General features: G+C 72.5%; 17 protein-coding genes and 1 pseudogene. 3 read left to right on the plus strand and 15 right to left on the minus strand.

Annotated features, from left to right (window positions below; genetic code table 11):
* Window positions 1-60: 60 nt before the first annotated feature.
* Window positions 61-549 carry an RcnB family protein gene (locus H9645_RS08180; RefSeq protein ID WP_191729202.1) on the minus strand — a complete coding sequence of 163 codons (489 nt, stop codon included), beginning with the start codon at window positions 547-549 and terminating at the stop codon, window positions 61-63.
* A 223-nt stretch (window positions 550-772) separates the two neighbouring features.
* Here H9645_RS08180 and ettA point away from each other — a divergent pair, with 223 nt between their 5' ends.
* The 3 genes from ettA to H9645_RS08195 all read left to right on the plus strand — a co-directional run bounded on the left by ettA (window position 773) and on the right by H9645_RS08195 (window position 4431).
* Window positions 773-2434, plus strand: coding sequence for an energy-dependent translational throttle protein EttA (gene ettA / locus H9645_RS08185; RefSeq protein WP_191729203.1), 1662 nt, complete (start codon window positions 773-775; stop codon window positions 2432-2434).
* Between the two features lie 412 nt (window positions 2435-2846).
* Window positions 2847-3683 (plus strand): orotidine-5'-phosphate decarboxylase, encoded by an 837-nt coding sequence (gene pyrF, locus H9645_RS08190; protein WP_191729204.1) that lies wholly within the window; start codon window positions 2847-2849, stop codon window positions 3681-3683.
* 85 nt (window positions 3684-3768) lie between these two features.
* Window positions 3769-4431: a hypothetical protein gene (locus H9645_RS08195; protein WP_191729205.1), complete on the plus strand. Its 663-nt coding sequence runs from the start codon at window positions 3769-3771 to the stop codon at window positions 4429-4431.
* Window positions 4432-4464: 33 nt separating this feature from the next.
* Here H9645_RS08195 and pncB read toward each other — a convergent pair whose 3' ends face one another.
* From pncB to gspE, 14 genes and pseudogenes are all read right to left on the minus strand, one after another.
* Window positions 4465-5667: a nicotinate phosphoribosyltransferase gene (gene pncB / locus H9645_RS08200; RefSeq protein ID WP_191729206.1), complete on the minus strand. Its 1203-nt coding sequence runs from the start codon at window positions 5665-5667 to the stop codon at window positions 4465-4467.
* Window positions 5664-6533, minus strand: coding sequence for a glycosyltransferase family 2 protein (locus H9645_RS08205; protein WP_191729207.1), 870 nt, complete (start codon window positions 6531-6533; stop codon window positions 5664-5666). Before H9645_RS08205 ends, pncB begins: the two co-directional genes overlap by 4 nt.
* Window positions 6530-7393, minus strand: coding sequence for a glycosyltransferase family 2 protein (locus H9645_RS08210; protein ID WP_225218101.1), 864 nt, complete (start codon window positions 7391-7393; stop codon window positions 6530-6532). The genes H9645_RS08205 and H9645_RS08210 overlap by 4 nt, the downstream gene beginning before the upstream one ends.
* 2 nt (window positions 7394-7395) lie before the next feature.
* Window positions 7396-9612, minus strand: a complete 2217-nt coding sequence (gene gspD, locus H9645_RS08215; protein ID WP_191729208.1) for a type II secretion system secretin GspD — start codon at window positions 9610-9612, stop codon at window positions 7396-7398.
* A 27-nt stretch (window positions 9613-9639) separates the two neighbouring features.
* Entirely contained in the window at window positions 9640-10461 is an 822-nt protein-coding gene (locus H9645_RS08220; RefSeq protein ID WP_191729209.1) for a general secretion pathway protein GspN, read from the minus strand.
* Window positions 10451-11080 (minus strand): type II secretion system protein GspM, encoded by a 630-nt coding sequence (gspM, locus tag H9645_RS08225; RefSeq protein WP_318240512.1) that lies wholly within the window; start codon window positions 11078-11080, stop codon window positions 10451-10453. The genes H9645_RS08220 and gspM overlap by 11 nt, the downstream gene beginning before the upstream one ends.
* Window positions 11061-12242, minus strand: coding sequence for a PilN domain-containing protein (locus H9645_RS08230; RefSeq protein ID WP_191729210.1), 1182 nt, complete (start codon window positions 12240-12242; stop codon window positions 11061-11063). Before H9645_RS08230 ends, gspM begins: the two co-directional genes overlap by 20 nt.
* Window positions 12242-13090: a type II secretion system minor pseudopilin gene (locus H9645_RS08235; protein ID WP_191729211.1), complete on the minus strand. Its 849-nt coding sequence runs from the start codon at window positions 13088-13090 to the stop codon at window positions 12242-12244. Before H9645_RS08235 ends, H9645_RS08230 begins: the two co-directional genes overlap by 1 nt.
* Before the next feature lie 131 nt (window positions 13091-13221).
* Window positions 13222-13839: pseudogene (locus H9645_RS08240) on the minus strand (prepilin-type N-terminal cleavage/methylation domain-containing protein); the annotation flags it as partial.
* On the minus strand, window positions 13836-14258 hold the full coding sequence (gene xpsI / locus H9645_RS08245; RefSeq protein WP_191729212.1) for a type II secretion system protein XpsI: 423 nt from the start codon (window positions 14256-14258) through the stop codon (window positions 13836-13838). The gene xpsI and the pseudogene H9645_RS08240, both read right to left, overlap by 4 nt.
* A complete protein-coding gene (gene xpsH, locus H9645_RS08250) occupies window positions 14255-14728 on the minus strand; it encodes a type II secretion system protein XpsH (protein WP_191729213.1) in 474 nt (157 codons plus the stop codon). Before xpsH ends, xpsI begins: the two co-directional genes overlap by 4 nt.
* 12 nt (window positions 14729-14740) lie before the next feature.
* Window positions 14741-15172 (minus strand): type II secretion system major pseudopilin GspG, encoded by a 432-nt coding sequence (gspG, locus tag H9645_RS08255; RefSeq protein WP_191729214.1) that lies wholly within the window; start codon window positions 15170-15172, stop codon window positions 14741-14743.
* A gap of 57 nt (window positions 15173-15229) precedes the next feature.
* Entirely contained in the window at window positions 15230-16447 is a 1218-nt protein-coding gene (gene xpsF / locus H9645_RS08260) for a type II secretion system protein XpsF (protein ID WP_191729215.1), read from the minus strand.
* A gap of 2 nt (window positions 16448-16449) precedes the next feature.
* Window positions 16450-18165, minus strand: a complete 1716-nt coding sequence (gspE, locus tag H9645_RS08265) for a type II secretion system ATPase GspE (RefSeq protein ID WP_191729216.1) — start codon at window positions 18163-18165, stop codon at window positions 16450-16452.
* Window positions 18166-18236 lie beyond the last annotated feature (71 nt).

The raw sequence follows: 18236 nt of genomic DNA on the forward strand, positions 1-18236 counted from the left end.
GGCCGTGGGGACGGGCCATTGTAGCCCGCCCCCGTGCCCCGGACCGGCGGTGGCCGGAACTCAGCGGCCCAGGATCACGTCGGCGATGATCCCGGTGGCGATGGCCACCAGCAGGAAGTCGCCGGTGTCGCTGCGGCGCCAGTGGTGGCCCCGCGGCGGGTGGCGCAGGCCGTACGGGCCGTAATCGTGGACCACGTAGGTCGGGGCGTAGCCGGCATGGCGGTAGTGGTGGCCGCGCGCCCACGGCGGCGGGCCGCGATGGCGCACCACCACCCGCGGCGGCGGCGCGTAGACCACCCGGACGTCGCGGCGGTCATAGCGGCGGTCGTAGCGGTCGTAGCGGTCGTAGCGGTCGCGGCGGTCATGGCGGCGATCATCCCGGCGCGCCTGGCGATGGTCGCGGCGGTACTCCCCGCGGCGCCAGTCCTGGCTGGAATGGCCACGGTCATGCCCGCGGCGGTGGTGGTCGCGCGCCTCCGCCGGAGCCGCGAAGGCGACTCCGAGCGCAAGCGCGAGGGCGGCAAGTCCAAGGGTGCGGATCGGGTTCATCACGACTCTCCGGTGGAGGGGCTGTGAAGCGACTATCCCGCGCGGGGGCTGAACCACCGCGTTACCGGCGCGTCATCGGCGCGCAGCGCCTGGACCCGTTCATTTCGCGGCCGGGCTGGCACCTCGGCCCGGCCCTCGAAGCCTTATAATCGGCGCATCCCAATTCGCCGTCTTCCGCCCATGGCCACCGCCCGGGCGGCGGCCACGCTGCACCGGAGCTCCCATGTCGCAATACATCTACACCATGAACGGCGTGTCCAAGACGGTCCCGCCGAAGCGCCAGATCATCAAGGACATCTCGCTGTCGTTCTTCCCCGGCGCCAAGATCGGCCTGCTGGGCCTGAACGGCGCGGGCAAGTCGACGGTGCTGAAGATCATGGCCGGCGTCGACACCGACTTCAGCGGCGAGGCCCGCCCGCAGCCGGGCATCAAGGTCGGCTACCTGGCGCAGGAGCCGCAGCTGGATCCGGAAAAGACCGTGCGCGAGTCGGTCGAGGAAGGCGTGGGCGAGGTGCTGCAGGCGCAGGCGCGCCTGGACGAGGTGTATGCCGCCTATGCCGAGGAAGGCGCGGACTTCGACGCGCTCGCCAAGGAGCAGGAGCGCCTGGAGGCGATCCTCGCCGCCGGCGACGCGCACACCCTGGAAAACCAGCTGGAGGTCGCCGCCGATGCGCTGCGCCTGCCGCCGTGGGACGCGAAGATCGCCAACCTGTCCGGCGGCGAGAAGCGCCGCGTGGCGCTGTGCCGCCTGCTGCTGCAGAAGCCCGACATGCTGCTGCTCGACGAACCCACGAACCACCTCGACGCCGAATCGGTGGAATGGCTCGAGCAGTTCCTCGCGCGCTACACCGGCACCGTGGTGGCCGTCACCCATGACCGCTACTTCCTCGACAACGCCGCCGAGTGGATCCTCGAGCTCGACCGCGGCCGCGGCATTCCGTGGAAGGGCAACTACACCGAGTGGCTGGTGCAGAAGGAAGACCGCCTCAAGCGCGAGGAGTCAGGCGAGAAGGCGCGCCAGAAGGCGATCGCCAAGGAGCTGGAGTGGGCGCGCTCGAACGCCAAGGGCGGCCGCAGCAAGGGCAAGGCGCGCCTGGCCCGCATCGAGGAGTTGCAGGCGGTCGACTACCAGAAGCGCCAGGAGACCAACGAGATCTTCATCCCGCCGGGCGAGCGCCTCGGCAGCAAGGTGATCGAGTTCAAGAACGTCTCCAAGAGCTTCGGCGACCGCCTGCTGATCGACAACCTGAGCTTCCTGGTGCCGCCGGGCGCCATCGTCGGCATCATCGGCCCCAACGGCGCCGGCAAGTCGACGCTGTTCAAGATGATCACCGGGCAGGAAAAGCCGGACGCGGGCTCGATCGAGATGGGCCCGACGGTCAACATCGCCTACGTCGACCAGAGCCGCGACAAGCTGGAGGGCAACCACAACGTCTTCCAGGAAGTGTCGGGCGGCGCCGACATCCTCAACATCAACGGCATCGAGATCCAGTCGCGCGCCTACATCGGCCGCTTCAACTTCAAGGGCCAGGACCAGCAGAAGATGGTCGGAAGCCTGTCGGGCGGCGAACGCGGCCGCCTGCACCTGGCCAAGACCCTGCTGCAGGGCGGCAACGTGCTGCTGCTCGACGAACCGTCCAACGACCTCGACATCGAGACCCTGCGCGCGCTCGAAGACGCGCTGCTGGAGTTCCCGGGCAACACCTTCGTGATCAGCCATGACCGCTGGTTCCTGGACCGCATCGCGACGCACATCCTGGCCTTCGAGGGCGACAGCCACGTCGAGTTCTTCCAGGGCAACTACCGCGAGTACGAGGAAGACAAGAAGCGCCGCCTGGGCGACGACGCGGGCCCGCACCGGCTGCGGTTCAAGGCGCTGAAGTAACTAAAGCGTCTGCCACGGATTTGCGCGGATGACGCGGATTTACAGGAATAAAGCAAAAGACGATTTGTAGGAGCAGCTATAGCTGCGACCACAGGCCGCCTTGAACGAGGCAGAGAAGGCGTTTCAACCACGGATGACGCGGATCACGCGGGTTTGCGCGTATCTTGCCGAGGCAAGGATGTTGCAGGAAATGCACCAGAAGAAAAAACGTTCCCGGAGCGTATTGCGTGCGCTGGCCTCGAGGGGATCCGTGTACATCCGCGTGATCCGCGTCATCCGTGGTTGAAAGGCTTTCGAGACCATGACCAAGGCGGCCTGTGGTCGCAGCTGTAGCTGCTCCTACAGGTGCTTTTCCGCCTTATCCGTGTAAATCCGCGTCCATCCGCGCAAATCCGTGGCAAAAGGAATCCCCATGACCTTCATGCAGACCCTCAGGCAGCGCTGGACCGATTCGGGTTCGCTGGTCTGCGTCGGACTGGACCCCGAGCCGGCGAAGTTCCCGGCCCGGTTCGAGGGCGATGCCGATGCGGTGTTCGGGTTCTGCCGCGACATCGTGGACGCCACTGCGGAGTACGCCTGCGCGTTCAAGCCGCAGATCGCGCACTTCGCGGCGCTGGGTGCGGAAGCGGCGCTCGAGCGACTAGTCGCGCACATCCATTCGGCGCATCCGGGCATCCCGGTGATCCTCGACGCCAAGCGCGGCGACATCGGTTCGACGGCGCAGCGCTATGCGGCCGAGGCTTTCGACCGCTACGGCGCGGATGCGGTCACCGCCAATCCCTATCTCGGCGGTGATTCGCTGCAGCCCTTCCTCGAGCGCGCCGACCGCGGCGTCGTCATCCTCTGCCGCACCTCCAATCCGGGCGGCGCCGATCTCCAGGACCTCGAGGTCGCCGGCCCAGGCTCCGGCACGCCCCGCCCGCTGTACCAGCACGTCGCCGCGACCGCGGCACGGACGTGGAACGGCCACGGCAACGTGGCGCTGGTGGTCGGCGCGACCTGGCCGGAGCAGCTGCGCGAGGTGCGGGCCATCGTCGGCGACATGCCGCTGCTGGTGCCGGGCGTCGGCGCCCAGGGCGGCGACGCCGAGGCCGTGGTGCGCAATGCGCGCACCGCCGACGGCACCGGGCTGATGGTGAGCTCGTCGCGGGCGATCCTGTATGCATCCGCGGGCGACGACTACGCGGACGCGGCCGCACGCGCCGCCCGCGCGCTGCGCGACAGCCTCGACGCCGCGCGCCGGGGCTGAGCGGCCGGCGCCGCTTGCCGCCGGCGTCACGCAGCCCGGATATCCTCGTCCGACGGCATCACTGCCGGATTCCGGACGGATATCGATGACCCGATACGCCCTGCCTTCCACGCTCGCCCTGGTCCTCGCCGCCTGCGGCCAGGCCACGGCGCCTGCCACGCCGGCGGATGCCGCGGCGACCGCCAGCGCGCAAACGCCTCCCGCCTCCGTCACCGCCGCAGCGCCGCCCACGCCGGACCTGATCGCAGGCACCGGCCTGCCCACGACGGCGGCGGAACCGGCCACCGACGAAGTGGCCGCGACGCCCGGCAGCGACGCCGAGGACACCCAGTACTTCGACTTCAGCGGCGCGGCGCTCGCCCGCGTGCGCAGCGACGCGCGCCCGGCCACGCCGGCGCTGCGGGATGCGGCCCGGCGCCTGGTCGACGACACCGGCAGGGAGCGCGGCTGCGGCACCTACCCCGAGGGCGAACGCCTGTTCCTGCTCGACCTGGACGGCCAGCCGGGCGACGAGGCCCTGCTGCTGTACACCATGGAAGGCTGCGGTGGCGGCGGCAATTATTACGATCGCAGCGGCTACGTGCTGCGCGAAGCGGATGGCGGGTGGACGCCGGTGGCCGAGTTCCCGCTGGGCACGAAGCTCGTCGGGAACGCCACGATCAGCGCGCTCGAGCCGGGCGTCTTGGTGGTGGGGCCGGAGGGCGACAGCCTGTTCGAGCAGCAGCGGGTGGAGATTCCGCCGCGCTGAGGCGGGCGGAGGGGGTCGCAGCTTTAGCTGCTCCTACAGGGGGCGGGTGGTCGCCTCCGCGGGGTGGCTGGGGACCTCGAACACCTGGCGCAGGTAGCGCAGGTAGCCCTCGTCGTCGACCATGGTCTTGCCGGGCGTGTCGCTGAGCTTGGCCACCGGCTGGCCGTTGCAGGCCACCATCTTCAGCACGATCTGCAGCGCCTTCGGGCCGGTGTCGTTGGTGAGGTTGGTGCCGATGCCGAAGGAGGTGCGGCAGCGCCCGCGGAAGCGCTCGTACAGCGCCATCACCTGGCCGATGTCGAGGCCGTCGCTGAAGACCAGCGTGCGCGTGCGCGGATCGATCCGCATCGTCTCGAGGTGCGCCAGCATGCGCTCGCCCCATTCGAAGGGATCGCCGGAGTCGTGGCGCATGCCGTCGAACAGCTTGCAGAAGTAGAGGTCGAAGTCGCGCAGGAAGGCCTCGAGCCCGATCACGTCGGTGAGCGCGATGCCGAGGTCGCCGCGGTACTCCTGCGCCCAGGCCTCGAACGCCGCCTTCTGCGAATCGCGCAGGCGCGGACCCAGCGCCTGGTGCGCCTGCAGCCATTCATGCGCCATCGTGCCCTGCGGCACCAGGCCGTGGCGGCGGGCGATATCGACGTTGCTGGTGCCGGCGAACTTCGGCCCCAGCAGCTCCGCCAGCCGCGGCACCAGCCGCTCCTGCCAGGCCTGCGAGTAGCGCCGGCGCGTGCCGAAATCGGTGATGCGGCAGTCCTCGTAGCCGACCGCGGCGTCGATCCGGTCGACCTTGGCCTGCAGCCGGCGCAGCCCTTCGGCCTCGTCGGCCGGACCATGCTCGCCCACCGACCAGGCCTCGCTGACGATGGCCAGCAGCGGCACTTCGAACAGGATCGTGTGCAGCCACGGCCCTTCCACGACCAGCGACAGCCCGCCCTGCTCGTCGTCGCTGCGCTCCAGCCGCACGTGGCGACGATCCAGCCGGAACAGGCCGAGGAAGTCGACGAAGTCCGGCTTGATGAAGCGCAGGCCGCGCATGTAGTCGAGTTCGTCGGCGCTGAAGCGCAGCCCGCACAGCGCATCGATCGCGTCCGACACTGCGTCGATGTGCCGCGCCAGGTCGACGCCCGGCGAGCGGCAGCGGAAGCGGTAGCGCACCTGCGCGGCCGGGTAGCGATGCAGCACCGCCTGCATCATCGTGAACTTGTACAGGTCGGTGTCGAGCAGCGAATGGATCATGGCGTGCCGGCGCGCAGGGCCGTGGCGAGTATCCGCGGCAGGCGTGAAAGCCAGTGCGCCCAGATCGCCAGCCAGACGCCGGCGCGCACGGCCGGGCCGCGCGCAGGCGCCTCGAAGCGGCGGAAATAGCGCCACAGCCCGCGGTGCTTGTGCCACTCGACGAAGAACGGCCGCGCGCGCGAGGACACCCCGCGCAGGTGCAGCACGCGCACGTCGTTGGCGACCGCGACGGTGGCCCCGGCCAGGCGCGCGCGCCGGCACAGGTCCAGGTCCTCGGCGTGCAGGCGGTAGCCGGCGTCGAAGCCGCCGATGCGCTCGAACAGCGTGCGCGGCAGCAGCATCAGCGCGCCTGACACCGCCTCCACCGGCTGCAGCGCGACGCCCTCGTCGATGGCGACGTCCAGCGGCCGGCCGCGGCCCGCGCGCAGCGGACCGCGCAGCATCGCGGCGAAGTCGGGATCGTTGCGGCGCGCGGCGCCGTCGCGCACGCCGGCCTCGTCGACGAGGTCGGCGCCGAGCAGCGCCTCGCCCGCCAGGCCGCGCGCATGCGCCAGCAGCCTCGCGAAGGTGTCCGGCTCGACCACGCAGTCGGGATTGACGAAGGCCAGCCAAGGCGCGTCGCTGTCGGCCGCGCCCTGGTTGCAGGCGGTGGCGAAGCCGGGATTGTCGGGATTGGCGACGAAGCGCAGGCGCGCATCGGCCAGCGCATGCCGCTGGACCACGGCCAGGGTGTCGTCGCTGGAGGCGTTGTCGACGACGCGGATGGCGATGACGCCGGCCGCCGCGCGCAGTCGCGACAGGCAGGCGTCGATGCTCGACGCGCTCTCGTGGCTGACCACGATGGCGGCGATGCCGTCGCCGCTCATGGCGCGAACAGCTCGTGCTGCGCAGGCGGGTCGATGCCGTCCAGGCGCTGCGCCAGCGCCCTCCGGCAGTCCACGAGCGGGTCGTGCATCAGGAACCGCGCCAGCCGCGGCGGCCAGGCCGGCCAGCGCGCCGCCAGCGCCTCGAGATCGCCGTCAGCGGGCCCGCCTTCGCCCCGGCGCGCGACGAAGGCGGTCTCGCACAGCGCGTTGCGCCAGCCCAGGCCGGCCATGCGCAGCGAAAGATCGATCAGCGCCGCGTACCAGGACGCGTAGCTGGCGGCATCCAGGCCGCCGGCCTTGGCGCGCGCGCGGCCGCGGATGAACACCGCATGGTCGATCGCGGCGGGCAGCTCCGGATGCAGCTGCGGCATGGTCTCGGCGGCGCGCGACAGGCGCGCCAGCCCGGCGCCGTCCGGCTGCGGCGACACCTCGCCGCAGGCCGGCCAGGCCGCGGCCTCGCCGGCATTGCACCAGGGCGTGGCCGTCGCGATTGCGCCGTCGCGCGCGGCGCAGGCGGCGAGCTGCCGGGCCCAGCCCGGACCCGGCACGGCGTCGGGTGCGAGCACGATCACGTCGGCGTCGCCGCAGGCCGCGAGCACTTCGTCGAGGTGCGCGACCTCGCCCAGCGGCCGCTGCCGCCGCGTGTATTCCGCGCGCAGCGGCGTGCGCCCTAGCCAGCGCTCGATGATCGCCAGCCCGCGCGGGCCGGCCTGCGCGTCGTCCGCCAGCCACACGCGCGTACCCGCCGGCGTGCCGGCATCGAGCGCGGCCAGGCACGCGTCCAGGGTGCCGTCGTCGAGCGCGACCGGCAGCAGCACCACCGGCAGCTCGGGCGTGCCGGAGTGCACTCCGCCGGCCATGCTCAGTCGGCGGTCCGGTTCAGCGGCTCCAGCGCGCGGAAGCGGCGGCCGTATTCGTCGGTGAGGTCGCGCGCGTCCTGCTGGTTGCGGACCAGGGTCGGGGTCAGCAGCACGATCACCTCGCTGCGGGTCGTGTTCGACGACTGCCGCCCGAACAGGCCGCCCAGCACCGGGATCCGGCTCAGGCCCGGGAAGCCGGCGGAACCGCGCGTGGTCGAGTCCTGGATCAGGCCGGCCAGCATCACCGTATCCCCGCTCTGCACCACGGCGTTGGTCTTCATGCGGCGGGTGTCGATGCGCACGTTGCCGTTGGCATCGGGCTGGCTCCCGGGGCTGCTGACCTCCTGGACGATGTCCAGGAACACGGTGCCATCGCGGGTGACCCGCGGCCGCACCTTGAGGATGGTGCCGGTGTCGAGATACTGCACCTGGCTGTAGGAGCTGTCGCCGCCGAAGCCCGGGTTCACCGTCACCGAGGAGATCGGGATCCGGCTGCCGACGTTGAGCGTGGCCTCGTAGTTGTTGCGCACCATCACCGAGGGCGTCTGCAGCATCTGCACGTCGCTGACCTCGTCGAGCGCGCTGATGATGCCGGCGGCGTTGCGGCCGAGGAAGGTCCAGGCCAGGCCGGCCGGGCCGGCGCCGGTCTCGGTGCCGGTCACGTTGCCGGCGATCGCGCTCCAGGTCTCGCGGCCGACCGCGTTCGGGAGGCCGGCGTCGGTCACCGCGCGCTCGAAGAACCAGTTCACGCCGTAGCTCAGCTCGCCGCTCAGGGTGACCTCCACCACCTGCGCCTCGATGTGCACCTGCAGCGGCATCACGTCCAGGCGGTCGATGACCTCGCGGATCGAGCGCCAGGCCTGGCCGGTGGAGCGCACCAGCAGGGTGTTGGTCTCGTCGACCGCAGACACGCCGACCTCGGCGCCATCGACCTCCAGCGTCACCGAGGTGTCGCCGCCCTGGCGTTCGCCCAGCGAGAGCGACCCGCCGCCCAGCCCGCCGCTGCTGCCGCTGTCACCGCGATCGCCGATGTCGGCGCTGCTCGTGCCGTCCACGCCGCCGTCGCCGATCTCGGTGGACTCGAGGCCCGGCATCAGCGAGGCACCACCGCGACGGGAGCCGCCGCTGCCGCCGCCACGCCGTCCGTACACCTCGGACAGCCGTTCGGCCAGGTCCTTGGCGGTGACGTACTTCAGCTCGTACGAGAACAGCTGCACGCCGCCGCCGGCGCCGTCGATGCGCGCGATCCACTGCTCGATCTGGTCGAGGTAGGCCGGCTGCGAGGTGATCACCAGCACCGAGTTGGCGCCGTCCAGCGGCATGAAGCGGAACATGCCCGCCACCGGCGAGTTGCTGCCTTCGCCGAACACCTTCTCGAGGTCGGCCACGACCTGCGGCGCGCGCCCGGCCACCAGCGGGAACACGCCCACCGACATGCCGGCCAGCCAGTCGACGTCGAAGATCTCGATCGTCCGCAGGTAGTTCTGCAGTTCCTGGCGCGTGCCGGCGACGGTGATGACGTTGCGCCCGGCGTCCACGTTGACGATGGCGTTGGGCCGCGCGTAGGGCTGCAGCACCTTCTCCATCTCGACCGCGGACACATACTGCAGCGGCACCACGCGGGTCTCGAAGCCGCGCGCGCCGGTGGCGGTGCCGGTGCGCGCGGGCACCGCGCCGCTGGCGACGGCGGCGTCCGCGGGCACGATGTTGTAGCGGCCGTCGGCGTAGATCATGCGGGCGTTGTTCCAGCCCAGCACCATCTCCAGCAGGCTGAGCGCCTGCGCGGGGCTGACGGTCTTCGGCGTCGCCAGGGTGACGGTGCCCTGCACGCCCGGCGCGATCACGTAGTTCTGCCCGAGCATGTCGCCCAGGATCACCTTGACCACCGCGTGCAGCGACTCGCCCTCGAAGTTGAAGGTGGCCTCGCCGCTGGTGCCGGCCAGGCTGGGCGGGGCCGACGCGGCCAGCGATTCGTTGATCACCCGGCCGTCGCCGCGGTGCTTGATCGCGCGCGGATCGCCCGCCAGCGGCGCCTCGACGATGCCGTCACCGTCGACGGTGGCCGCGGCGGCGTCGCGCGGCACGCCATCGACCTGGAACACCGGCTGCGGCATGCGCGCGTCGCGACGCACGTCGGGCGTCGGCACCGAGGCGCAGGCGGCCAGCAGCGTGGCGAGGAGCGCGGCGAGCGCGGGCTTGAACTGGGATCTCGGCGTCATCGTGGGCATTCCTGGGAGTCCGTCCGGCTACTGGCCCTGCTGGGCCTGCTCGCGCAGGCGGGCGCGGCGCGCCTCGATGCGCGCGCGGATCGCCTCCACCTGCTCGTCGGGCGTGCGGGCGGTCGGCGTGTCGGGTGTGGGAGCGGGCGGCGATGGCTGTGCGTCGCCTTCGGTCGGCACCGGCTGGCCGGGCTGGGGCGCGGGCACCGGCTGGCCGCCGTCGCCCGCGGCGTCCGCCGCGGCCGCGCGCGGCGACGCGGGGCGTGCCGGCGACTGGCCCGCGGTCGACCGCGCTGGCGTGGCCTGTCCGGCCGGGGGCGGGCTCGCCATCGCGGTCGGCGCCTCGCCGCCGGTGCCGTCGAACACGCGCAGTTCCAGCGTGCGCTGGCCTTCCGGGCCGTCGAACACGGCCCCGCGCGGCGAGATCGAGGACAACTGCCAGCCCTGCGCGCCGGCCGGCGATTCGCCCACCTTCAGGCGCACGGATTCGCCGCCGGCGGCCGGCTGCACGATCGCGACCTGCAGGCCCGGGGTCAGCAGCACGCTGGTCAGCACGTACTCGAACTCGGCCGGCGCGTCCTCGTCCACCGGGTTGATGAAGAACGGCTGCGGGCGGCGGTCGGTGGTGAACAGCGGGCGCTCGCCGAATTCGCCGTACTGCGCCAGCGGACCCAGGCGGTCCTCGGTTTCGGCCGCGGCCGCGGGCAGCCGCTGCACCAGGCCGGGATCCGGCGGCAGGCGGTCGATCCGGCCGCCCAGGCCGAACAGGCCCAGCACCCAGGTCGCCAGCGCCCACAGCGCCAGCGCGCCGAGCAGCCAGGTGCGCGCGCCCGCGGTCTCAGGGCGCATTGCTGGCTCCCGCCGCGGCCGGCTGCGGCTGCAGGTAGCCGTAGAGGTCGAAGGTGACGTCCAGGCCCGCGCCCTGCGTGCCCGCACCGGCCCCGCGGCCGAACGGCTGGCGCGGCGCCAGCACGTTGAGGTTGTCGACGAACAGGCGCGGCGAGCCATCCTCGAGCGAGTGCAGCACCGCCGCCAGCTCCGGATTGCCGCAGTGCAGGCGCACCTGCACCAGCGCGCGGCGGAACCGGTCCTGCTGGCGGGTGTCGGTCATCGGCGAGCGGTTGCGGATCGCGCAGCTGCGGTTGCCGGGGCTGGCCTCGAGCACGGCGGTTTCCAGGCGCGCGCTCAGCGCCGCGGTGGCGAGTTCGGCGCTGCGCTCGTCCATGAAGCCGGGCACGCGCGCGGCGACCTCGCGCACCTCTTCGAGCCGCGCCTGCACCTGCGGCGCCTGCGCCAGCTCCATGCGCACGCGCAGGTCGCGCTCCTGCAGGCCTTCGATGCGCGCGCCGGCCTCGAGCATCGGCGCCGTCCACCACGGGTGCACCAGCACCAGGTAGGCCAGGGCCAGCACGCCGGCGAGGATCGCCAGCGCCAGCCAGCGGTCGCGGTCAGGGATCGGTTCGCGCACCGGCGGCCTCCCTGCCCTGCGCCGCGGCGGTGGCCGTCGGCGCGACCACCAGCTCGGCGGTCAGGGTGAAACGGTCGCGGCCGCTGCGCGGGTCCGGCTGCAGCGCGCCGGCCAGGGCCGGCGAACGCCACAGCGGCGAGCCCTCCAGCCGCTGCACCAGCGCCGGGGCCTCGCTGCTGAGGCCGATGAGCAGGATCCGCGTGTCCTCGATCGACAGCTTCTCGAGATAGGTGGAGTCGGGCAGCCGGCGCGCAAGTTCGTCCATGACCTCGACCGTGGTCGGGCGCGCGGCGCGCGCGGACTGCAGGAAGGCCATGCCGTCGACCAGGTCGACCAGGGCCTGGCGCTGCGCAGAGGCGCCGCGGGCACGGGTCGCGGCCGCGGCGACTTCGGCCTCGAAGGCGTCGGCGGCGGCGCGGCGGTTGTCGAGGATCTGCCACAGCCCGGCGGCGGTGGCGACCACGGCCACCAGGCCGAGGGCCAGGTTCCAGCCCAGCCACGGATCGGCGCGCCGGTGGCGTCGGGCGCCGGGCAGCAGGTTGACGCCGCGGCCACCGCCTTCGTCGCCCTCGACATCGACGCCGGTCAGCGTGGACGCCAGCGGACCGAGCGCGGCCAGACGTGCGTCCAGGGCCTGGCGCGGCACGACCACCAGCTCGGCGTCCACCTGGCCGTCGCCGCGGCGGCCCACGAGGCGCGCGTCGTATTCGACCTCGGACACCGGAAACGGCGTCTGGCGTTCGATCTCGAAGCCGAGCACCTCGCGCAGCCGGTCGGCGGCGGCGGCCGGCAGCGGCAGGCGGCGGCGCAGGGTGGCCTCGGCGGGCAGCACCAGCCAGCGCGGCAGGCTGGCGACGCGCTGGTTCAGCAGCGGCGCCAGCGGGTCGTCCTCGCCCGCAGACAGCGCCGGCAGATCGGCGATGCGGCGCACGCCGCCCGGACCCTCGATCGACAGCACCAGGCCGTCGCCCGCGGACTGCAGCAGCAGGCGCTCGCGGGCGAGGCCGAACAGCTCGCGCAGACGCTGCGGCAGCCACGTGGCCAGGGCCTGGGTCCACCAGCGCCAGAAGCCGGCCAGGCGCGGGCGCAGCGCAGCACCGGGCCCGGCGATGGCGGGGCCCGCGCGACGCGGTGAACCGGCGGTGTCCTCTACGGTGCCCATCAGCGCGGCGTGGCTCCTTCTTCCCATGCCAGCGGAACATATGCCGACCCCGGCAGTCCGCCCCCACCCGCGCGTACCACCGCCCGCAGCACGGCCTGGCGGCCATCGGCGAGCCGCGCGCGGCTGTCGATACTATACGTGCCGCTGCCGGCGCCCACGAGGTCCGGGGCGAGGCCTTCGCCGCCTTCGCGCTGCTGCAGTACCAGCGCCGGATCGTTGCCCAGCGCCTGCAGCACTTCGCCGCTGGCGAAGCGCGCGTCGGGCTGCGGCATGCCGCTGAACACGGTGAGGTGGCGCGCAGCCGCCTCGAACAGCGCACGGTCCATCCCGAGCACCTGCTCGACCTCGGCCACGGTCTCGAACGGCGCATCCTTGGCGCCGTAGGGCAGGCCGGCGGCGGCGTACTGCGAATCCTCGGCGCCGCCCATCGGCTGGGTGAATTCGTCGCCGTCGCGCCAGTCGACGATCGCCGCCGCCACCGCGTCGGCCTGGCCCTCCTCGGCCCCGAGCACCCGGAACAGCGACCCGAGCAGGCCGGCATCGACGGCGTTGAGGTCGACCTTGCCGGACTCGTCGACGATGCGGACCTCCACCTCCGCCGCGCCGAAGGCCCAGCGGTAGGGACGGCCGTCGGGCACCCACGCGAACTCCGGCTGGCCGGACTGCACCCGCACCATGGCGTACTCGAGGCCCGCGCGCGCGGCGGACTCGGCGACGACCGCGCCGTGCAGTCCCCGCCCCTGCATGTACTCGATGCGCGCGGTGGCGGCGTACGCGCCGACGAGCGCGGTCAGCAGCGCCACCAGCCACATCACGATCACCAGGGCCGCGCCCCGCTGCATGGCCATCAGCGCCGCCCCCGCGCGTCGCGCAGCCGGCTGCGCGCGCCGCCATCGGTGCCCTGACGGCCACGCGGCGCGACCCCGCGTCCCAGGCGGGCGCCCAGCCGGCTGGCGCGCCCGCTGCCGAACTCCGGGGCGCTCGCCGCCTGCGGCAGCGCGACCACCAGGGCCGGCCACGCACCGCCGTTCGCGCTCTCGATCTCGATCGACACCTGCAGCGGGAGCTGTTCGTAGGACTCCCAGGCGTCCAGCCAGTCGGTCAGGCCCTCCTCGTCCATGCCGCGGTAGCGGATGCGCAGGCCGGTCAGGCCTTCGACCAGCGGTTCGGGCGGACGCGGCTCGTCCTCGATGATGGTCTCGCCGGCGAGCACCAGGTCGAACGTCACCGCCAGCGCCTCGCCGTCGTCGGCGTCGTACACGCCGATGTCGTGCAGGTGCGGGCCGCCGCGGCCGAGATAGCTGGGCAGGTCGGCGACGAAGCGGATGCGGTCGGGCTCGCCGATGAAGCGCAGTGCGCCGCCGTTGCTTTCATCCTGCGCGAAGGCGATGGGCTGCGCGGCGGCGAGGCGGCGGCGCAGGAAGCCTTCGACCGCGCGCATGCGCTCGGTGCGCGCGGCGATGGCCTCGCCGCGGTCGACGGTGGCGGTCGCGGCGCGCAGGGTGCCGAAGCCCAGGGCCAGGCCGGCGGCCAGCAGCACCGTGGCCAGCAGGACCTCGATCAGGGTGAAGCCGGCGGCGGCGCGGGCGCGGTTCATGGCCCTTCGCCCGGTTCCGGCTGCACCAGGCGCAGGGACTCCACCACCAGCCGCTGCGCCGGCCCGCCCTCGCCCCAGGACAGCTCCAGCCGCAGGTGCAGCAGCTGCGCGGCGAAGGGATCCTGCAGCGGCGCCGCCGGCTGCAGCGGATCGACCCACGGCGAGACCTCCAGCCGCCAGCGGTAGCGGCCGTCCTCGAGTTCGCCGTCGTCGCGGCCCGGGACCAGCGCCTCGCCCACGCCGATGTCGGCCAGCAGCGACTGCGCGTGCAGCGACGCGCGCCCGGCGTCGGCCGACCAGCGCACTTGGCGGGTCGAGCCCGACAGCGTGCCGAGCAGGAAGGTCAGCGCCAGCGCCAGCACGGTGAACGCGACCAGCACCTCGATCAGGGTGTAGCCGCGCTGGCGGCGAGCGCTCACGGCCGCGCCTCCGCCCGGTGCATCGTGACCTCGCCGGTCAGCCAGGCCACGTCGATGTCGAAGGCCGCGCGGCCGCGGCTGAGCTGCACGCGGCCACCGGTGGAGGCGCCGTCGCCGAAGAACACGATCGCGCCGACGCCGTCGGCCGGCTGCACCTCGCGCGCGCCGGTGAAGTGGATGCCGAGCGACTCGGGCACCTCGCCGCTGCGCCCGTCAGCGCCCTGCCAGGCGTGGGCGGCGGGATCGATGGCGAAGGTCTGCGGCTGGCCGGTGGCCAGCGCGCGGGCGCGCGTGTAGCGCAGCTGGGTGGCGATGTCGCGGGCGTTGCCGCGCAGCTCCATGCGCGCGAAGCCGCCGCCGAGCACGCCGGCGGCCAGCACGCCGGTCGCGGCGATCAGGACCATCACCAGCAGCAGCTCCAGCAGCGAGAAGCCGCCGGAGCGGCGCCTTCCGCCGCGCCCGGCGTTCATGGCGGCGCGGCCTTATTCGTAGCGGATGTCCGCGTCGACGCTCTCCCCGCCCGGCTTGCGGTCGGCGCCGTAGCTGACGATGTCGTAGGGACCGTTGTCGCCGGGGACACGGTATTCGAAGGGCGTGTTCCAGGGATCGTTGAGGTCGGCGGCCTTGGCGTAGGGGCCGAGCCAGCCGGGCGCGCCGCCGGGGGCGTTCACCAGCTCGGACAGCGCGCCCGGCAGCGTGCCGGTGTCCATCTCGAACTGGCTGACCTTCTCGGCCAGCGTCTGCACCTGCGCGCGCGCGAGGTTGACCTTGGCGCGGTCGCCGCCGCCGAGGATGCGCGAGGCCGCGAAGGCGACGATGCCGCCCATGAGCACGACCACCACGATGATCTCGATGAGGCTGAAGCCGCCCTGCGCGGACGGACGCGGGGAACGGTTGAGCGGACGCTTGTGCATGGATTCCTGCCTGACTGGAAAGAGTGGGAGGCCGCGCGGGCCGGGCGTGCCCTGCGCCTAGCCTATGACATTGGTGAGGTCGTAGATCGGCACCAGCACCGCCAGGATCACCACCATGACCACCACCGCCAGCAGCAGGGTGATCACCGGGACCAGCGCGGCCAGCATGCGGTCCAGCGCCTGGCCGGTCTCGGCCTCGAAGGTGTCGGCGGTCTTGAGCAGCATGGCGTCGAGCGCGCCGGACTCCTCGCCCACCTGCACCATCTGCAGCGCCAGCCGCGGGAAGCGCTTGTTGCGCGCCAGCGCCGTGGACAGCGCGACGCCGTTCTTGACCTCCTCGCCCGCGGCTTCGACATCGGCGGCGAGCGCGCGGTTCCCGAGCACGTTGCGGCCGATCGCCATGGCCGCGATCAGCGGCACGCCGTTCTTCAGCAGCGTGCCGAGCGTGCGCGCCAGGCGCGCGGTCTCGATCCGCGCGACCAGGCCGCCGGCGAGCTTCCGCCCGAGCAGCCATTCATCGAAGCGCGCGCGGAAGGCCGGATCGCGCAGCCGGCGGTCGAACCACAGCGCCGCCAGCGAGGGCACCGCCAGCAGCACGATCCACCAGTCGCGCACCAGCTCGCCCAGGCCGAGCACGATCTTCGTGAAGAACGGCAGCTCCGCGTCCAGGCTCTCGTACATCACCCCGAACTGCGGAACCACGTAGCCGAGCAGGAACAGCAGCGCCAGGCCCACCATCACGATCAGGATGACCGGGTAGATCAGCGCATTCATCACCCGGCCGCGCAGCGCGCGCGAGCGCTCCAGGTAGTCGGCCAGGCGCTGCAGCGTGTCCTGCAGGGTGCCGCCGGCCTCGCCGGCGCGGACCATGTTGATGTAGAGCCGCGAGAAGGTGCCGTGCTGGCGCTCGAGCGCGGCCGACAGCGAGGTGCCGCCGCGGACCTGGTCGCGCACGTCGGCGATGGTGCGCCGGGCGGCCTCGTCCTCGGGCAGGTCGAGCAGGATGGTCAGCGCGCGGTCGAGCGGCTGGCCGGCGCCGAGCAGGGTCGCCAGCTGCTGGGTGAACTGCACCAGGCGTTGGCCGGAAAAGGCACTGGGCTTGAACAGTGTCTTCAGGCTGCTGCCACCGCCACCCTCGCTGGCCAGCTTCGCCTCCACCGGCAGGTGGCCCTGCTCCTGCAGGCGCAGCACCACCTCGGCGTCGCTGGCGGCCTCCATCTGGCCGTCGAGCGTCTCGCCGCGCGCGTTGAGCGCCTTGTAGCGGTACAGCGGCATGATCAGGCGTCCTCGGTGACGCGCAGGACTTCCTCGATCGTGGTCTGGCCGGCCAGCGCCTTGCGGATGCCGTCCTCGTACATGGTCTGCATGCCGGCCTCGCGCGCGAGCTGTTCGAGTTCACCCATGCCGGCGTGGCGCATCACCGCGCGGCGCAGGGCGTCGTCCATCACCAGGAACTCGACGATGGTGGTGCGGCCCAGGTAGCCGGTGGGCGCGATCGCCGAACCGCGCGGGCGGTACAGGAAGATCTCGCCCTCGGGCTGGAAGCGCCGCAGGTCGAACTTCGCGATCTCTTCCGGCGAGGCCGGGTAGCGCTCGGCGTGCGTGGGCTCGAGCCGGCGCACCAGGCGCTGGGCGAGGATGCCGTTGATGGTCGAGGTCAGCAGGTAGTCCTCGACGCCCATGTCGAGCATGCGGGTGATGCCGCCGGCGGCGTTGTTGGTGTGCAGCGTCGACAGCACCAGATGGCCGGTGAGCGCCGACTGGATCGCGATGCGCGCGGTCTCGAGGTCGCGCATCTCGCCGATCATGATGATGTCCGGGTCCTGGCGGACGATCGAGCGCAGCGCATTGGCGAAGTCCAGGCCGATCTGCGGCTTGGCCTGGATCTGGTTGATGCCCTCGATCTGGTACTCGACCGGATCCTCTACGGTGATGATCTTCACCGTCGGCTGGTTGAGCTTCGACAGCGCCGTGTACAGCGTGGTGGTCTTGCCCGAGCCGGTGGGGCCGGTGACCAGCAGGATGCCGTGCGGCTGCTTCAGCACCTGCTCGAAGCGCGGCAGGAACTCGTCGGTGAAGCCCAGGCGGTGGAAGTCGAACACCACGGTTTCGCGGTCGAGCAGGCGCATGACCACGCTCTCGCCGTGCGCCGTGGGCACGGTGCTGACGCGCAGGTCCAGCTCCTTGCCCTGCACGCGCAGCATGATGCGGCCGTCCTGCGGCAGGCGGCGCTCGGCGATGTTGAGCTTGGCCATGATCTTGATGCGGCTGATCACCGCGGCGGTGAGGTTGGTCGGCGGGCTCTCGCCCTCCTCAAGCACGCCGTCGACGCGGTAGCGGACCTTGAGCCGGTTCTCGAAGGGCTCGACGTGGATGTCGGACGCGCGCAGTTCGACCGCGCGCTGGATGACGAGGTTCACCAGGCGGATCACCGGCGCTTCGCTGGCGAGGTCGCGCAGGTGCTCGACGTCGTCCATATCGCCGCCCTCGCCCTCGGCGGTCTCGACGATCGCGCCCATCGCACTGCGGCCCTGGCCGTGCCAGCGCTCGATCAGGTCGGAGATCTCGGAGCGGATCGCGACGCTGGCGCGCACGTCCTTGCCGCTGGCCAGGCGCACGGCGTCGAGCGCGTAGGGGTCCTGCGGATCGGCGGCGAGCACGTCGACGACGCTGTCGCCTTCGGCCACCGGCACGACGTGGAACTGGGTCATGAAGCGCAGGCCCAGCGCCACGCCCTCGGGCGGCAGCTCGGGCATGTCCTTGGCGCTGGCCAGCGGCAGGCCCAGCACGGCGGCGCAGGTTTCGGCGTGGTCGCGTTCCGACACCAGGCCCAGGCGGCCCAGCAGGGCGAGCAGGCTGCCGCCCGTTTCCTCCTGCAGCCGCCGGGCGCGGCCCAGGTCGGCCTCCTTCAGGCGGCCCTTGTCGAGCAGCGCGGCGACGATGCGCTCGTCGGCGCCGGCGGTCCCGGTGGTCTGTTCCGCGGCGGCGTTCATTCGTTGCGACGGCTGTCCGGAGGGGCCCAGCACTGTAGCAAACGCCGCAGCCCCGCTACCCCCTGCAGGAG

It is taken from the genome of Luteimonas colneyensis (assembly GCF_014836665.1).
Taxonomy (GTDB): domain Bacteria; phylum Pseudomonadota; class Gammaproteobacteria; order Xanthomonadales; family Xanthomonadaceae; genus Luteimonas; species Luteimonas colneyensis.